Source organism: Thalassotalea euphylliae (assembly GCF_003390395.1).
Classification (GTDB): domain Bacteria; phylum Pseudomonadota; class Gammaproteobacteria; order Enterobacterales; family Alteromonadaceae; genus Thalassotalea_F; species Thalassotalea_F euphylliae_C.
The window spans coordinates 3413487-3430399 of sequence record NZ_QUOV01000001.1 but is presented as its reverse complement, the minus strand read 5'-3'; the positions used below and the strand labels follow the sequence as shown (position 1 = coordinate 3430399).

The following is a 16913-nucleotide window of genomic DNA, read 5'->3' as shown; positions in this document are numbered from 1 at the left end:
CATGAACACATCTGTCATCGTTAATATCCACTTAATCTTGGCGGCATTATGGCGCAGACGTTATCTAATTGTCGTGCCGTTAATTGTTATGCCGATCCTTGCCGTTGTCGTCAGTTTAATTACGCCACGCAATTGGCAAACACATACGACGATTCTGGTTCAGGAAAGTGCCAAGATGAATCCATTCTTGGAAGATTTATCGGTTTCTACCGATTTAGAAAATCGCATTGCGGCCCTCGACACCTTGCTGCACAGTCGTCATATGTTGCTGAAAGTTGGTGAAGACTTGGGCGAATTAACAAATGAATCATCACCGCTAGCACAAGAGGAATTCGTCAAGCGAGTGTCGAGTTCGTTGAGTGTTCAGCTAGTAGGTAAAGACTTGGTGAAGTTAATTTACCGTAGTCAGCAGCCAGAAAATATCGATACAACCTTGCTGGCTATTCGTCATCGTTTTCTTGATAAGTTATTGGCGCCAGAAATCTCGGCAATCGCCGCTTCAGAAACGTTTTTAAACGAACAATTGGCAATTACCAAAGTAGATCTGCAAAGCGCAGAGTTGAGGTTAGCTGAGTTTAAACAACAACATGCTGACAGTTTGCCGCGTTTATATGGCAGTAATAGCAATCGCCTAGCGGAATTAATTGAGCTAATCGCAAAGCGCAAAATCGACCTGTCAGGGGCGATTGCCGCTAAGAAAACCATTCGCACACGGTTGGCGCAAGTTGACCCTGTGATGAGTGAAATAGAGCAGAGCATAGTTGATACCAAAGGTGAATTGGCCATTCTACGGTCGCGTTACACCGATAAGCACAGCAAGGTGCAACGTGCACTGCGCAAACTAGCACAGTTGCAAGATGAGCGTACCATTCAAAGTAAAGCGTCATACCAGCTAGACGAACAAGCGCTAAGTCGTTTGTGGGAAGTGGCTAGCCAGATGCAGGCAGGTGATTTAGACAATCAGCAGCATCCATTATTAGTGTCTCAATTAAAAGAATTGCAGTCAGCCGACGGCAAAGTTGAGCAAATTCGCGAAGAGCTGGTTTCTATCGAGCAGCAAGCGCAGCAATTGCAATCAGCGATTGCTGGCACGGGTGATATGGAGCGTCAACTGCAAGAGCTAGAGCGAGATTTAGCGGTTAAACGCTCATTGTACGATGATTTATTGTCGCGCTTTGAAAAAGCAAAAATTACTGGCGCGCTAGGGCGTTTTGAGCAACCTGAGCGTATCAAAATCATTGATGAACCTTATCAACCGTCGATTCCAAATAATTTCCCGCTCGTTATATTTTTGCTGGCTGGCGTAGTTGGCGGTTTGGCGCTTGGTACAGGTATGGCACTTTTTGCTGAACTCGCAGATACCTCTATTCGCGCTAAAAGACAGCTAGAGGCATTAACTCGCGTGCCAGTGCTCACACGAATTCCCAATTTAGATATTCGAAAACAAGTTTCGCAACAACAAGCAGGAGAATCACTATGAAGCCTACGATTGTGCATGTGGTGCAACATCTTAAACCTGGCGGCATTGAAAATTTTGCCTTGGAGTTCCAACGTGCAGCTGCGCCATTTTACGATGTTCATATCATCGCGTTAGAGCGCAGTAATAGCCAAAGCATTAAAGGCAAATATCACGGTTCAAGAAAGTTTATTCATGTTTTAAATAAACAACCGGGCTGGCGTCCTAGCTTAGTTGGCAAAATCAAAGAGCTGTTTGCCCAGATCAAACCCATGTATGTGCACACGCATCATATCGGGCCATTAATTTACGGCGGGTTAGCCGCTCGCATGCTAGGTATTGATTGCGTGATTCACACCGAGCATGACGCCTGGCATTTAAATCAACAAAAGCGCAGGTTGCTGCAAGAGTTATGTTTGAAGCTAGTGCGCCCAGTATTAGTCGCGGATGCCGAGTTTGTCGCTCAGCAGGTTAAAGCCTTATTGCCAGCGGCTAAACCTTATGTGATCACTAACGGCGTTGATACCGATTACTTTAAGCCAAGTCCAAAGGCGAAATCTTTGCTGAAAGAGCAAGCAGGTTTACCTAGTGAGTTAAGGTTTATTGGCTGTGCGGCGCGTTTAGAACCAGTGAAGTCGCATCACTTGTTAATCGATGCGCTGACGCAACTGCAACAAGATGTTGGTTTGTTAATTGCGGGTTCTGGCAGTTTAGAACAAACCCTAAAGCAGCAGGTTAAGCGTTTAAAACTAGACAATCGCGTGTTTTTCCTCGGTCACTTAGATGACATGCGCAGCTTTTACCAATTGTTAGATGTGTTTTGCCTATCGTCGAGTAATGAAGGCTTGCCATTAGCACCACTTGAAGCCCAGGCGTGTAATGTGCCGGTGGTGCTCACCAATGTTGGCGGCTGTAAAGAGGCGATTTGCGAACGCACAGGGAAAGTTGTTGAGCCAAACAATGTGCAAAAGCTAGCAAACGCATTAAAACAGCGACTGACCCAACCGTTACAAAAATCACCTCGTTTGTTTGTAGAGCAAAAACGCTCGATTAAATCGATGATCAAACAATATGTTGCGTTAACGCAACCAAGCTTAAGGGGGAAAGTATGAGCTATTTCACTTTTACCATGATGCTAGCAGCATTGTTCGTGTTGGCGATATTTCTGGTGATTTATCATCATGTGTTTTACCCAGTATTGCTTAGCCTATTGGCAAAGCATAAACGCTCTCCTTTGCGTGAAATTGCTACTCGCCATTATGTGCAAAGTGGCGATGATAAAAGTATGCGCCGTTTTTCTATCGTGATCCCAGCGTATAACGAAGCAGCCTTTATTGCAGATAAAGTCAGGAATTTAGGCTGTTTGGATTACCCGAGTGATCGCTTTGAGCTGATTTTATTGTGTGATGGTTGCCGCGATGAAACCTATCGCTTAGCCACGGAAGCGTTAGCTGAATTAGGCTTAGAAGAGTTGGACTATCAAGTGATTAACTTTGATGTGAACCGCGGTAAAGTGGCAGTGCTTAAAGACGGTGTTAAACGCGCTAAATATGAATATATCGTGTTTTCTGATGTTTCAGCATTACTGCCAGTAAATGCTTTGTTAATGCTCGATACTAATTTTAAAGATGCTAGCGTAGGTGCGGTTTCAGGCGGTTATTGTTTTGCCAATAAAGGCTCTGTTGGTGAGCAAAAGTATTGGCAATATCAACGCCAAGTGCGCGAGCGTGAAAGCTCGGTAGCCAGTGTTATTGGCGCGCACGGTGCATTTTATGCAATTCGCTCTGACTTTTTTGAAGACATTCCGGCCGATACCATTAACGATGACTTTTTAATCCCTATGCAGGTAATTAAACAAGGTTACCGTGTACTTTATGATTCACGCGTCTCGGCGATTGAGCTTGAGCAAGTTGAGTTGGCGCAAGATATGCAAAGACGTTTACGTATTGCGGCGGGTAACTTTCAACAAATGTTGATGCTAGCGTCGCTAATGAACCCGAAATACGGGTGGAATGCCGTGAACTTTATTTCCGGTAAAGTGCTAAGAGCGCTGATGCCTTTTATCTTGCTTTTTATAATGCTAAGCAATTTGCTACTGGTGGGGGTTTTAGGCTTGTTTGCAGACGCTGGCACCGAGCTAAACACAAATTGGCAATGGCTATTTCAGTTAACACTTGCGGGACAACTGGTGCTTTATTTAGGTGTAGGCCTGCTTAATATCAGCCGGAAAGTACCAGCAAGCGGCATCATAAAAATGATTTGTTACTTAGTGAACGGTTATTGGGTCGCCTTAATCGGCTCAACTAAGTACATGCTAGGTTTACAAGCCAAAGTATGGTCAAAAGTTGAGTAAACAGTCGTCACATTCGTTAGTAACAATAGATTAGTAAAAATTCGTAAGAGTCGAAAAACTTAGGAGTAGTATATGAACAAGCAAGTTTTTATCACCCCAGAAGTTAGTCAAGCAAAACGCGTATTTGATGTATTCGTCGCAGCCGTTGGCTTAGTGTTAAGTGCTCCATTTTTTGTGGTTATTGCCATAGCCATTAAGTTAACCAGCAAGGGGCCTGTATTTTATCGCCAAGAACGTATTGGCGCGATTTCAACATCGGGCACCCATCATTTTGAGATGATCAAGTTTCGCACCATGCGCGTTGATGCCGAAGCTGGTACAGGTGCGGTTTGGGCGAGCGCTAATGATAACCGCTTGACGCTTGTTGGCCGATTTTTACGCAAGGTGCGTTTGGATGAGTTGCCGCAGTTTATCAACGTACTACGCGGTGATATGTCAATTATTGGCCCGCGTCCTGAGCGCCCAGAAATTGCTAAAGAGCTGGAAGAGAACATTCCATTTTATCTAGAACGTACTTATGGTGTGATTCCAGGCATCACGGGGTTAGCGCAAGTGAATCAAGGCTATGACGCTTCACTTGCCGATGTACGCTCAAAAATAGCGTATGACTTTGCCTATGCAATGTCGTTAACCTCAGTCGCTCGCTGGTTATACATGGATATTAAAATTATGGTGAAAACCCTGATGATTATGGTGCTAGGACGAGGGCAGTAATGTGGGGAGTAAGGAGAACAGTAAGTTAAATTGACAACAGTCCCTGCAAGCGCATAAATTAAAGTTAACGACAGTTTCTGAACACTATGCCTTTTTAAGTTGATGTTAGTTAGCATTAGCGGGCGCTTTAGCTTTTGGGACATTATCTATATTTAATGACATGGATTTAGTTAACCTTACCTGTATCGGCGGTGGCCATGGCCTTGGTCACCTGCTCAGCGTTGTCAACACATTTGAACATTGTCACCTCACTGGCATAGTGTGTACCACAGACAATGGTGGCTCAACGGGGCGTTTACGTGAGCATAGCGAAGGCATTGCATGGGGCGATATTCGTTACTGTTTATCTAAGCTCAGTGAATCAAATTCAATAAAATCAATACTTTTTGAGTATCGGTTTGACAATGCGGGTGACTTATCAGGTCACAGCTTAGGAAACCTAATGTGCAGCGCGGTGGACTCACTCTGCTTGAGGCCGACCGATAGCGTAAAAGTAATGCGTGAGTTTTTGGGGATTCAAGCCGATATTCTGCCGATGTCAGATCAGGCGACCCATTTAGTTGGCTATTTGAATTGTGGCGAAGAACTTGTCGGCGAGCTGGCAGTTGATAACAAAGCTCAACTAGGGATTGAACGCTTGGCACTGCGCCCTGCTGTAAATGCCAGTGACGAAGTACTTGCTGCAATTGCTAAAACTGATGTGCTATTGCTTGGCCCTGGCAGCTTTTATACAAGCGTTGTTCCAAGCTTGCTTGTCGCAGGTGTCGTTGAAGCCATCAATGCGAACTCAAATATTCGCCTTTATTTTATTGCCAATGTAGCGCCTGAATTTGAAATAGCGCAGGGCGAATTAAATAAACAAATGCAGTTTTTTGAAGCGCTAGGTATTGGGCACAAAGTAATTTTTCTTATTCCTGAGCAAAGAATGGCAGAAGCCTCACCAACAACTCAAGAAGTGCGGGGTAAGGTTCACCCCGTTTCCGTTTCAAGCGATAGCTTAGGTAGACACAATGCCAGAGAATTAAAACAATTGCTGGCGCCGTTAATACAAGCTCTTTAGTTGATTTTACTTCACCCCTAACTCTCCAATTATAGAATTCTACAGGCCGCTAAAATCTTGGGCCTTTTTCTTATACTGCTTTCAATACCAATTGTTCTTGAGCTTCTTGTCTAGGGCGTGTTGATCTTTCGAGATTGAATTTTGTTCAATCTAAACGCTTTCTGATCGCGGCGCTCGCTTTGTCACATAGTCGTTCTACGCAAGAAGCGAGCAACAATGAGCAGGAAGCGTTTAGATGAACCCGCAGGGCAGCGTCTGTTTGAATTTTCTACTGTGTTGGCACTTATTTATGGAGAATGACTACACTGCACAAGTGCCGCCTTGTATAAAACCCAAACAGACTGCTGCAAAAACAACCCTGAAAGATCAACACGCCCTAGTCTCAAGTTCCTAATTTCTAGTTGCTAACTATGAACTTTCGCGATTTGCATTCTGCAATTCAAGTTGCAGGTATTTGCAAAAGTCTACATAACTCAAAGATGGTTTTTGCTTGTAGGTCTTTGTAAATTAAGGTTTATTTTTTTTGGTTCGAAGTTTGCTCTTTTTAAATAAGAAAATACGAACAAAGAAATATGAACAATAAATTTAAATCAAACAAAGTCGTATAAAGCGATAAGTCGAGGTGTTTATGCTGAACGAAATTTACAACTTAAATAATGATGTCGTCATTAAGTTATTCGAAGATTTAGACGCTGATGCAGTTAAAGCTATGAAAGCTGATCTAGCCAGTTACGCCGAATTATCTTCCGATATTGTTATTGACTTGAAAGATGTCGATTTTATTGACTCGTCAGGTATTGGCGCCATCGTGTTTTTATACAAGCGTATGGTTGCTAAAGGGAAGTTAGTGGCAGTAGTTGGTTTGAACGAGCAACCTAAAGAGCTGTTTAAAATGCTGATGCTAGATAAAACTATTCACTGCTTTGACAGCTTGGAGCACTACGTAACGACTGCTGGTATGTTGAAGGCGGTGTAATATGAAACACACTTTATTGTCGGCCATCATCCTTGCTAGTTCTACGCTTGTCTTGACTGGGTGTAGCTCATCAAACGAGCAGACAGCTGATGGCAATGGCGCTGCGTTAAGCCCTGATCAGTTAGTGCTGAAAGAGTACTTGCAAGCATCGCGCTTAAAAATGATGTCGCTTACAACACGACTAAGCCATCAATGCGTTGCTGGTCAGCTTGAAGTTGGCTACCGCTTGCTGGACAAAACTGAGCAAGAGTTCACTGGGCAAATGTATGCTGATGCCTTTATTTCGCTTACTCAGTTAGACAGACAAGTACGCAAACTGGAATGCATTAGTCACTACATTGATGGGCGTTTCGGCTGTAGCGAGACCAATAAAGTAACGGTACTTAGAGACTGGTATAAAGAGGGCTCTTTCGAGCAGTGCCAAGTAGTAAATTTATCGGCAGACGCATATAGCCAAGAGCAAAGCCAAAACCAAGGCCAAAAACAACGGCAGGCTCAAGAAGCTGGCAACAATATCAGCGTTCAAGGTTATACGGTGATCACGGAAACCTTACACGACTTTGATCAGGCCAAGCTAAAAACGATTTATTATCCAGCGTTGGAAAAACTCGTGGTACTAATGAAAAGCTTTCCTGAGTCTAGGCTTGTGATTACTGGCCATGCCGATAGCCACGGCAGCACTGAATATAACCAGACATTGAGTTTAGCGCGAGCCGAGCAAGTGGCTAGCTACTTTATTGATGCCGGCATTGCGGCTGAAAAAGTTAGCATTGAAGCGGTTGGTGAAACGGCGCCTAGGGTAAGCGAAGTTAACCAAACGCAACAAGTCTTCAATCGCTATACAAAAATATCATTACGCTTGGCACTGCCGAGTCAGGTAGCTAGTCAACAGTTAAAGAGCAGTCAGCTGATAGCAGTTAACGGCAAGGAGAGTCATGATGAATAGGCAGTTTTTTCTATCTTGTTTAGTTTTGAATGTGAATAGCTTTGCTCGACGCTGCATAGCATTTGCTTTGCTAACACTCACTTGGTTAGCGCTAGCAACCTCGATCATTGCGTCATCATCTGCCTCAGCACAGGAGCAACTAGCGCATGAGCAAGTGTTACCGGAACAAGTAGTACGGGAACAAGTAGTATTGCGCGCTGGTGATATTGTTCAGTTAAACCTGCCAGGTGAGGCTGATTTTGAAAAGCACTTTCAAATTAATCAAGAAGGTTTGCTGATGCTGCCTGAGATTGGACAAGTCACCTTGGGCGGCATGCCGCTAGCGGCAGCGACCTTGCATGTTAAGGCGTTACTCGCTGAGCAATACCGTGCGATTGATGATTTTGACCTTGTGCTGATTGAACGCCGCTTGCCTGTGCGAGTGCTTGGGTTTGTGAAAGAGCCGGGGATGATAGATTTACCTGCAGACGGTAATGTGCAACTTGCGTTGCAACAAGCTGGTGGACCAAGCGCCGGTGCTCAGCTTGATAAAATTCAGTTAAATCGCGCGGGTGAAGTCACTGCTTTTGATTATAAAAAATATTTAGACACGGGTGATTTCGCGATTTTGCCTGAGCTACAACCGCTAGATGTGATCTTTGTGCCAGCCTCTCCACTAATTGGCAATGTGCAAATGGACTTTGATGCTGCAACCTTATCAGCCAGTGGTGACGGTGCTGAAGCGGGTACAGCAATCAAAGTATTTGGCGAAGTGTTAAAGCCCGGCGTGTTTTCTTACAAAGCGGGTAATACGGTTGTTGATATGCTGATGCGAGCTGGCGGTGTTACTCGTTATGCTGGTGTTGAACATATTCGTGTGATTAACCAAGGTATTCCTCAGCTATTTGATTTAAAACATTACCTTGATACTGGTGATGCCACTAGCATGCCGACAATTACAGCAGGCTCTACTTTATTTGTACCAATCCAAGAAGAAGAGATTAAAACGGGCTTGCGTACTATTTATGTGATGGGCGAAGTGTTTAAGCCCGGCGCATATGAAGCACCTGATGGTACTGCCTTTTTTGATATTTTAGCCAATGCTGGTGGTCCAACACGTTTTGCTGAAACGCGCCAAGTACGCATTATTCGCTCATCTGGACAAGTAGATGCCTTTGACTTGCAAGCTTATACCGAGGGCTTAGCCGCACGCCAAATTCCAGAAATTTCACCGGGTGACGCGATATTTGTTCCAGAAAAAACCGATATGAATGAGAAGTCATGGTTAAAGATTTCGCCAGATCGTGCTATTCGCGTAATTGGTGCGGTAATTAAACCGGGTCGATACGAATGGGGTGATGAAATGTCGTTTCTTGATATTTTGGCGCACGCCGGTGGCCCAACGCAAGATGCTGACATTTCGCAAATCAAGGTACTAAGAAACGGCCAAGCAAGTCGAGAAAAACCTTTTGATTTAGCAGCTTTTATTACTGATGGTGGTGACTTTTCATTACTGCCACAAGTGTCTGCAGGCGACACGATTATCGTGCCGGAAAAACCAAGAGACGTGATTGACAACAAAGCGCGTTGGTTACGCCAGTCACAAGAAAGTTCGATTTACGTATTTGGTCAAGTGGGTCAACCAGGCCGTTATGCCTTCGACAATAAGCTGCACTTTCTCGATATATTGTCGGCTGCCGATGGACCTAATCAATTTGCGGATATTCATGCGATTAAAGTGACACACCGCAATGGTTACACCAGTAAAGTGACAACGGTAGATTTGGGTCTTTATTTTGAAACAGGTGACGAAACCTTGCTGCCACTGGTTCGTGCAGGCGATACCATTTATGTGCCGCAGCGCGACAAAGCTTGGTTAGATCAGAAAAAGGAACAAACGGTGCGCATTATTGGCGCGGTTGCTAAGCCTGGTCGTTACACCTTTAACGAAGCAATGACCATTTTAGACTTGTTGGCGGAAGCAGGCGGGCCAACCGACAAAGCGCATTTGACAGACATTATGGTGGTTAATATTTCAACCGCTAAGGCTAGTGAAAATCAAAGCCAACGTTTTGATTTAAAAACCTTTGTTAAACGCCCTGATTTTACCAAATTGCCATTGGTACGCAGTGGTGACACTGTCTACGTACCAGATATCAATAACAGTGACTGGAATGTATTTGTGTCAAACGTGAAAGATATGGTCAGCGTTGTCTCACTTGTTGCCATCACAGGAGGGTTTTAGATGATTACTTTACCAAGTCATTATGCCGAAGTAGAGGCCGTTTATAGCCAAACCTTGGGTGCTAACTATCGCACCATTGCTATCACCTCGGCAGCGCCGGGTGAAGGCAAATCGACGCTCGCAGAAGCTTTGGTGAAACGAGCTCAGGCTTCAGATAAAAAGGTGCTTTTGGTCGAGCTTAATACGTTTAACCCCGTGTTAAAAGCGCGACTGCAAGAGGCGGTGAACGCGCCAATGCCAACACAAAAGTCAACATCACAAGCTGCACAAGGCCAAGTTAATACAGGCATTATCAACTTAAACGAGCAAGGGTATAGCGTTCTGCCTGTCAGCAATGATGCGATGACCATCAAAAAATATCGCGAAGCGAGTTTGCTGATTGAGGCTATCAATCAATGGTTAAGTGAATTCGATTGCATTGTTTTTGATACGGCATCATTGGCGATGCTTAATCAACACAATATTCCCGCCTGTACCGTTTGCCAAGTATGTGATGGTGCCATTATGGTAGTAGAGGCTGGTAAAACTCCTGCTAATCTAATAGAAGAAGGGATCGAAAAACTGGTGGCAAAACAAGTGAATATTGTTGGCACTGTGGTCAATGATAAATCAAATCCATCATTGCTTGATGAAATGATCCGCGAAAGTCACAAACTTGATGCTTGGCTGCCTAAAATGATGAGCAAGTTAAGAGCAAAACTGGCAAATGTTGTGATGCTCAATGTCGCGGTGTAAGGTAAAAATAATGACTGAGTTGGGGATCGCCATATGCCTAAAAGCAAGGTGCAAAAACCATCAATTCAACAGCGGTAAGTAAAGGGAGATCATATGACGTTAATTGATCGCAATTCTTATTTGGCTAATCAAAACAAAGCAGATAGCCAAAGCGCTATGGCAGATCGAAACAGCGCGCAGAGTATCCTAGGTGTTGCTGACTCGCTAGCAAGTGATAGCCAGAGTCAGGGCCAGAGCGAAAATGACAGCGCCGCGCCAGTGAGTATTTTATTTGTTGATGATGAACAAGCCATTTTGGCGGCAATAAAACGTTTAACTCGAAAAATTCCTGCGCATTTTGAATTTGTCACCAGCCCGCTGCAAGCCTTAGCAATTATTGCTCAAAAGAACATTGATATTATCGTCTCTGATATGCGCATGCCGGAAATGGATGGCGTCACTTTTTTATCGGAAGTGGCAACCAATTACCCTGAAACTATTCGCATTATGTTAACCGGTAATGCCGACTCTGACTTGGTTATGTCCGCGATTAATAAGGGGCGTATTTGGAGTTTTATTGAAAAACCGTGGGACAGCGAACAGCTGATTTTGACGCTGCAACAAGCTATTCAAACCCGTAATTTAATGCGCAGTCGCGTAAATCATTTATATCATGAATTAGAGCAGGCGAAACTGGCGGCAGACTCGGGCTCGCAAGAGAAAAGTAACTTCCTCGCAGTAATGAGCCATGAAATTCGTACACCAATGAATGCCATGTTGGGGTCGATGGAGCTACTAACCAGTACGCAACTTGACGACCAGCAGCGTCAACTACTTCATAATGCGTTAACGGCAGGTGAATCACTATCAACCTTGGTTAACGATATCCTCGATTTTTCCAAAATTGAAGCCGGTAAGCTGCAACTATCGCCTCACACATTTAACACGCTGGATTTGATGGATGACTTGCACAGCTTGTTTATTGAACGCGCTAAAGCCAGAGATATTGGCTTAATGTTTTGTTTATCACCGCAGCTTTCCAGCGAGTTGTTGCTAGATGAGCAGCGGGTGAAACAGATACTGATCAATTTGATTGCCAATGCCATTAAATTTACCCAGCACGGCGGTGTTGAAGTGAGTGTTTATGGCAACGACACCGTGCTGCATTTTGAAGTGAAAGACACAGGTGTTGGGATCAAAAATGAAGACATTGCTAAGCTCTTTAACAAGTTTGTTCAGGCAGACTCTTCCTACAAACGTCAATTTGAAGGGACGGGGCTAGGTTTAGCTATTACAAAACAGCTTGCTGAATTAATGGGCGGTGAAGTTAGAGTTGGCTCGAAAGAAGGTGAGGGAACTACGTTTTTAGTGGCGATACCGCATAGCCACTTTACTACGCCCATTGTTACTAGCAATGTTACGAGCAATGTTGAAAGCCAATCGATTAACCCGAAAAAAATGGCGTTTGTTAATTTTGCCCCTTTCTATGAAGTATCGATAAAAAAACAACTTCACTTATGGCAATGCCAAGTAGACTTTATTCGTGACTCCAGTGATAGCTGCCAAGTCATAAATTTGCACGATGAAACCGGCTCTGACGATGTTTTGCTGGTCAACGAAGGGGAAAATCGCTGGCTAGCGCCACCCAGTGAATTAATGGCGTTAGTATTAGGTGAAAAAGTATTGGGTACTGCAGCGCAAGAAGCGTCAGAAATTAGCGCTCAGCAGCATCAGCTAACGGGTAATGGCGAACGAATTTTAGTGGTAGAAGATAGCCTACCGAACCAGTTGGTGATCACGACTATGCTTGAGCGTGCTGGCTATCACATTGATATTGCTAACAATGGCGCTGAAGCGGTTAAGCAAGTGGAGTGTGAAAGTTACCAACTAGTTTTGATGGATTTGTCGATGCCTGTTATGGATGGCGCGCAAGCATGTCGAATCATTCGCAGTAAGTCTCAGCAATTCAGACACTTACCCATTTGGGCAATGACCGCTAATGTCACCAAAGATGATATGCAGCATTGTTTTGCTGCTGGGATGAATGAGTTTATTGAAAAGCCGATAGATCGCGAGCACTTGCTGCTAAAAATCTACAGCTATTTTGAACAAGTACGCCAACAAGAAGCGCTAGCAAGCCCTGTTTCTTCCAGCAAAGTACTAAAACAGCCGATAGTATCAGCACCCGTTAACCAAGCAAGCCAAGCCAGTCAAGCCAGCCAAGCCAGCTCAACATTGAGTCGCGAGCCACAAGCCTTTGAAAAAACACCATCACAGCCGTTAATCGAAAAATCGGTAATTGACCAGTTGCTATGTGATACAGGAGCGGAAATCTTCAATAAAGTGCTACATCTTTTTGTTGATGAAACTCGTCGTCGTGTTGAGGTAATTCAGCAAGCAAAAACAGAAGCGGATGCCAGTCAGATTGAGAAAGAGGCCCATGCGATAAAAAGCAGCGCGGCGAGTATTGGTGCGATTGGCCTAGGGCAATTGGCGAAGCAATTAGAACATGTCTGTCAACGGCAACCGAGTGACGGCAGCTTGTCTGATGCAACCATCGAGCTGATAACGCAGCTTGCTGAGCTGGTCGCGCAGGTTTTAGCGGTACTAGAGCAAGATTACTTGATTGCTGATTCTAGCGGCTAATTCTGACCGCTAGCGCTGACTGGTAGCTCTGACAGTTAATAATCGGCCAAAACATATGCTTGTCATAAACTGCGAATACAAATAGCCTATAGAGTGTTTAAAAGGACTTTAAATACACATAGCTGAGGTTGTTCGCAAAGTGATCAAACAGTTATTCAGCTTGGTATAACCATAGGCTAAACAGTGATACATGGAGTTGGTAGCAAAATATGATGGATACCTTATTACTGACGTTAACTCGACCAGCATCGTTGAATGAAATTAAAACCATTCGAGATGCGGCAACGAATGTACTTACAAAGTGTGGCGTTGACAGTGCCGACGTCAATAAAGCAAAGTTGGTGATTTCCGAGTGGGCAACCAACATTGTAAAACACGCTATTGAGCCCGCAACATTTATTCAGTTAATGGTTTCTCAAGCTAAATTACTACCCCTTGTCAATGCAGATGGCGATGGCAATGACGAAGCGAGTAGCCAGCGTATCACTATTAGCCTTCAAGATAATAGTAGTTATTTTGACGAGTTTAATCAGTGTCAAATGCGGGTCAATGGTCTAAGTAAAAGTAATCCAACCACCCCATCGGAAGATGGCGAGCCTAATGCTAACACTCAACAGGCTTCGCTTAGCTTTGGCGAATCCGGTATGGGGCTTGGTATCATTTTTAACTTGTTTGCTGATTGCAAATATCAGCGAAGGCTCAGGGCGGGTGCACAAACTTTCTCGAAGCTGCCTACTCAAGATTATGGTGATAACGCACCAGAAGTAAACCGCTTTAGTTTTTCACTTCAGTATCAAACACGTTCGCAAGCAAATGTGCGTATTGCCGTGGTGGAAGATGAGCCGATGATGCGAGAATTGATCAAAGGTTATTTACCTAGCCATTATGAAGTAACTGTTTTTAACGACGGCTTAGCGTTTTTAGAGCACCTTGAACAAAATAGTATTACGGATGTTAATCAGCAGTCGTCAGAGCAGTCAGCACTACATTCTAGACCTCATTCTAGGCCACAGAGTGGGGTTTATGACTTAGTTATCTCTGATATTTCGATGCCAAATCTTGATGGTTTAAACTTAAAAAAACGCCTAGCAGCCAACCCTAAACTTTCGCATATTCCCTTTATTTTTTTGACAGCACAAGATGACTTCGATGTTGAAATGCAAGCTAACCACTTAGGTATTGATAATTACCTGATAAAACCTGTGCAAAAGGAAAAACTGCGCTTGTCGGTAGAGCGGGCGTTGATACGTCATCAGCAATTAGAAGCAGAAAAAACTGCGCGGCTTAACCGCTCACTTGATAACACGCTTAATCAAGCATTAAAGCCTGAGGTTAGTGACAGTATTTGTGGCTATCAAATACATGCTCGTTCATTTTCGCCAAAGACAGGTGGTGGAGATTTTATTTATCAGCAAGCGATAGGTGACAAAACCCTGCTAATACTGGCTGATGTTATGGGGCACGATGCGCAGGCAAAGCTTTTTGCCCATAGCTTTAGTGGTTTTTTCTCTGGCTTTCTTTCAGGGTTATCACTGAATACGCAGCAATTTTCTCAGGCAAAGTGTTTTGACTTAACGGCGATGATGACTGCATTGTCCAACAAGTTGTTTGAAGACGAACTGCTCAGTTGCAGTATGTTTACTTATCTGGCGCTGCTAATTGATGAGCAAGGTGTGGAAATTGCCAGTGCTGGTCACCCACAGCCACTTTTGCTAACAGCGTCATCAAATGCTGATATGCCAATTTACGAAGTGCTTAATGTGCAAGGGGCACTTGCTGGTGTGTGCATAGGTATTGAATATCAATCAACCTACTTATCAATGCAGCCAGGCCAACAGCTTTTGTTGTTTACAGATGGGCTAACCGATTGCCTACCAAAAGACATGAAACCAAACGCTTATTTTGACCAGTTGTTGAGTTTGAAGAGTGCTTACCAGTGTCATTCATACGGGGCATTTTTACCAGAGTTTGAAATAGCGAGTAAGCACTGTAGTGCGCAGGCTTTTATTGAGTTGAGCTTTGAGCATTTTTTAACACTTTGTCCAAAACCGAATGATGACGTAACTTTATTACTGTTAACTAAGTCCTAGTTGAGCTGTTAACATAAGCCTTAGACTTAAATATTTATGGTGTTTATTCGTTAGCTGTCATAGAGTTATACAGAGCAACTTGCCAAGGAATGAAGTCTGTGACGGAAAAAACACAAATCCTACTGCTTGAAGACAGTCCCACATTATCTGCGATTTACGCTGGTTTTCTTTCAAAAGAGCCTTATGACTTGCTAATGGCTGGCAATGGTCAGGCTGCGCTAGACATTATCAATACCCAGTGTCCACGCATCCTGCTGTTGGACTTAAACTTGCCCGACATGTCTGGCATGGACATTTTAAAGTACATTCACAAGCAAAAATTACCGATTGTGGTGGTGATCTTAACCGCTCATGGCTCGGTAGATATTGCGGTGGATGCGATGAAGTACGGTGCTTTTGACTTTATTAGCAAACCGGTTGAGCCTAAGCGTTTATTGATTACTTTGCGCAACGCCATCAAAAATCAGCAAATGAGTCAGATTATTGATGAATATCGTGAATTAGACCGACAAGACTTCTGCGGTTTTATTGGCTCGTCAATGGCTATGCAAGGGGTGTATCGTATTCTTGAAAGTGCAGCGCCTAGCAATGCAACTGTCTTTATTACGGGTGAAAGCGGTACAGGTAAAGAGCTGTGTGCCGAAGCGGTTCACCAGCTCAGTGCCCGTAAAGACAAACCTTTTGTTGCCTTAAACTGCGCGGCTATTCCCAAAGACTTAATGGAAAGTGAAATTTTTGGTCACGTTAAAGGTGCGTTTACCGGCGCTTCTAGTGAACGCAAGGGCGCAGCTGCTCTAGCTGACGGTGGCACTTTGTTTCTTGATGAATTGTGTGAAATGGACTTGGATTTGCAAAGCAAAATTTTGCGATTTATTCAGTCTGGTACTTTTCAAAAAGTTGGTTCAAGTAAGCAAGAAAAAGTAGATGTACGCTTTGTTTGTGCAACTAATCGAGAGCCGTTAAAAGAAGTGCAAGAAGGGCGTTTTCGTGAAGACTTGTACTACCGCTTACACGTTATTCCTGTCGTTTTGCCTGCGCTTCGTGAGCGTGGCAATGATATTTTGCAAATCGCGAAAAAATTACTGCAATCGATTAGCAATGAAGAAGGCAAAGCGTTTAGCCGCTTTGCCGCAGATGCTGAGCATGTCTTTTTATCTTATGGCTGGCCGGGCAATGTCCGCGAATTGGAAAATGTGATCCGCAACTTAGTGGTACTAAATAATGCTGAAGCGGTGACTGCTGACATGCTGCCCGCCCCACTCAATCAATTTTCATCAAGCACTAACCAGCCTGCAACTAGCTTTACTCAGTCGGTCACACCTGTGGTTGAAACAGCTATGTATGATAATTCAGAACAAACCTCAGTTAATACACTAGCAGCTAGTTCAGCAAATAACTCCGGAGGTAGTTTACTTGATGGCTCTGAGAATAGCCCAGTAGATAGCGCAGAGTGCAGCTCAAGCATTATGCCGCTATGGTTAGTGGAAAAGCAGGCAATAGAGCAAGCCATTGCTGCATGTGACGGGAATATACCAAAAGCGGCCGCCTTGCTTGATGTCAGCCCATCAACGATTTACCGAAAAAAACAGTCTTGGGATGAGTAGTTACTTCCTATCAAGTGATCAACACTCCACTAGCTCGTTTCACCGCTACCTGAGGATATTTACGCTTATTAGCAAGCTGCAAATATCCTCTTATTTCTCAACAAATATAGCATTGCAGTTTGCGAATACC

Annotated in this window: 12 protein-coding genes; all 12 read left to right on the top strand. The window is 44.0% G+C overall.

Annotated features, from left to right (window positions below):
- The first annotated feature begins 1 nt into the window (after position 1).
- The 12 genes from DXX92_RS15125 (at position 2) to DXX92_RS15070 (ending at position 16783) form a co-directional block, all read left to right on the top strand.
- The gene (locus tag DXX92_RS15125; RefSeq protein ID WP_116001209.1) at positions 2 to 1480 is read left to right on the top strand and encodes a GumC family protein; all 1479 of its coding nucleotides are present in this window, start codon (positions 2 to 4) and stop codon (positions 1478 to 1480) included.
- Entirely contained in the window at positions 1477 to 2568 is a 1092-nt protein-coding gene (locus DXX92_RS15120; RefSeq protein ID WP_116001208.1) for a glycosyltransferase, read from the top strand. Before DXX92_RS15125 ends, DXX92_RS15120 begins: the two co-directional genes overlap by 4 nt.
- Positions 2565 to 3809, top strand: a complete 1245-nt coding sequence (locus DXX92_RS15115; RefSeq protein ID WP_116001207.1) for a glycosyltransferase family 2 protein — start codon at positions 2565 to 2567, stop codon at positions 3807 to 3809. Before DXX92_RS15120 ends, DXX92_RS15115 begins: the two co-directional genes overlap by 4 nt.
- Before the next feature lie 72 nt (positions 3810 to 3881).
- Entirely contained in the window at positions 3882 to 4523 is a 642-nt protein-coding gene (locus DXX92_RS15110; protein ID WP_116001206.1) for a sugar transferase, read from the top strand.
- A 160-nt stretch (positions 4524 to 4683) separates the two neighbouring features.
- On the top strand, positions 4684 to 5583 hold the full coding sequence (locus tag DXX92_RS15105; RefSeq protein ID WP_116001205.1) for a gluconeogenesis factor YvcK family protein: 900 nt from the start codon (positions 4684 to 4686) through the stop codon (positions 5581 to 5583).
- 628 nt (positions 5584 to 6211) lie between these two features.
- A complete protein-coding gene (locus DXX92_RS15100) occupies positions 6212 to 6559 on the top strand; it encodes an STAS domain-containing protein (RefSeq protein WP_116001204.1) in 348 nt (115 codons plus the stop codon).
- 1 nt (position 6560) lies between these two features.
- Entirely contained in the window at positions 6561 to 7505 is a 945-nt protein-coding gene (locus DXX92_RS15095) for an OmpA family protein (protein ID WP_116001203.1), read from the top strand.
- Positions 7495 to 9729 (top strand): SLBB domain-containing protein, encoded by a 2235-nt coding sequence (locus DXX92_RS15090; RefSeq protein ID WP_245961493.1) that lies wholly within the window; start codon positions 7495 to 7497, stop codon positions 9727 to 9729. Before DXX92_RS15095 ends, DXX92_RS15090 begins: the two co-directional genes overlap by 11 nt.
- Entirely contained in the window at positions 9730 to 10464 is a 735-nt protein-coding gene (locus DXX92_RS15085) for a tyrosine-protein kinase family protein (RefSeq protein ID WP_116001201.1), read from the top strand.
- Positions 10465 to 10557: 93 nt separating this feature from the next.
- Positions 10558 to 13089, top strand: a complete 2532-nt coding sequence (locus DXX92_RS15080; protein WP_116001200.1) for a response regulator — start codon at positions 10558 to 10560, stop codon at positions 13087 to 13089.
- A 209-nt stretch (positions 13090 to 13298) separates the two neighbouring features.
- Positions 13299 to 15179 (top strand): SpoIIE family protein phosphatase, encoded by a 1881-nt coding sequence (locus tag DXX92_RS15075; RefSeq protein WP_116001199.1) that lies wholly within the window; start codon positions 13299 to 13301, stop codon positions 15177 to 15179.
- An 89-nt stretch (positions 15180 to 15268) separates the two neighbouring features.
- Positions 15269 to 16783 (top strand): sigma-54-dependent transcriptional regulator, encoded by a 1515-nt coding sequence (locus DXX92_RS15070; RefSeq protein WP_116001198.1) that lies wholly within the window; start codon positions 15269 to 15271, stop codon positions 16781 to 16783.
- The last annotated feature ends 130 nt before the right edge of the window (positions 16784 to 16913 follow it).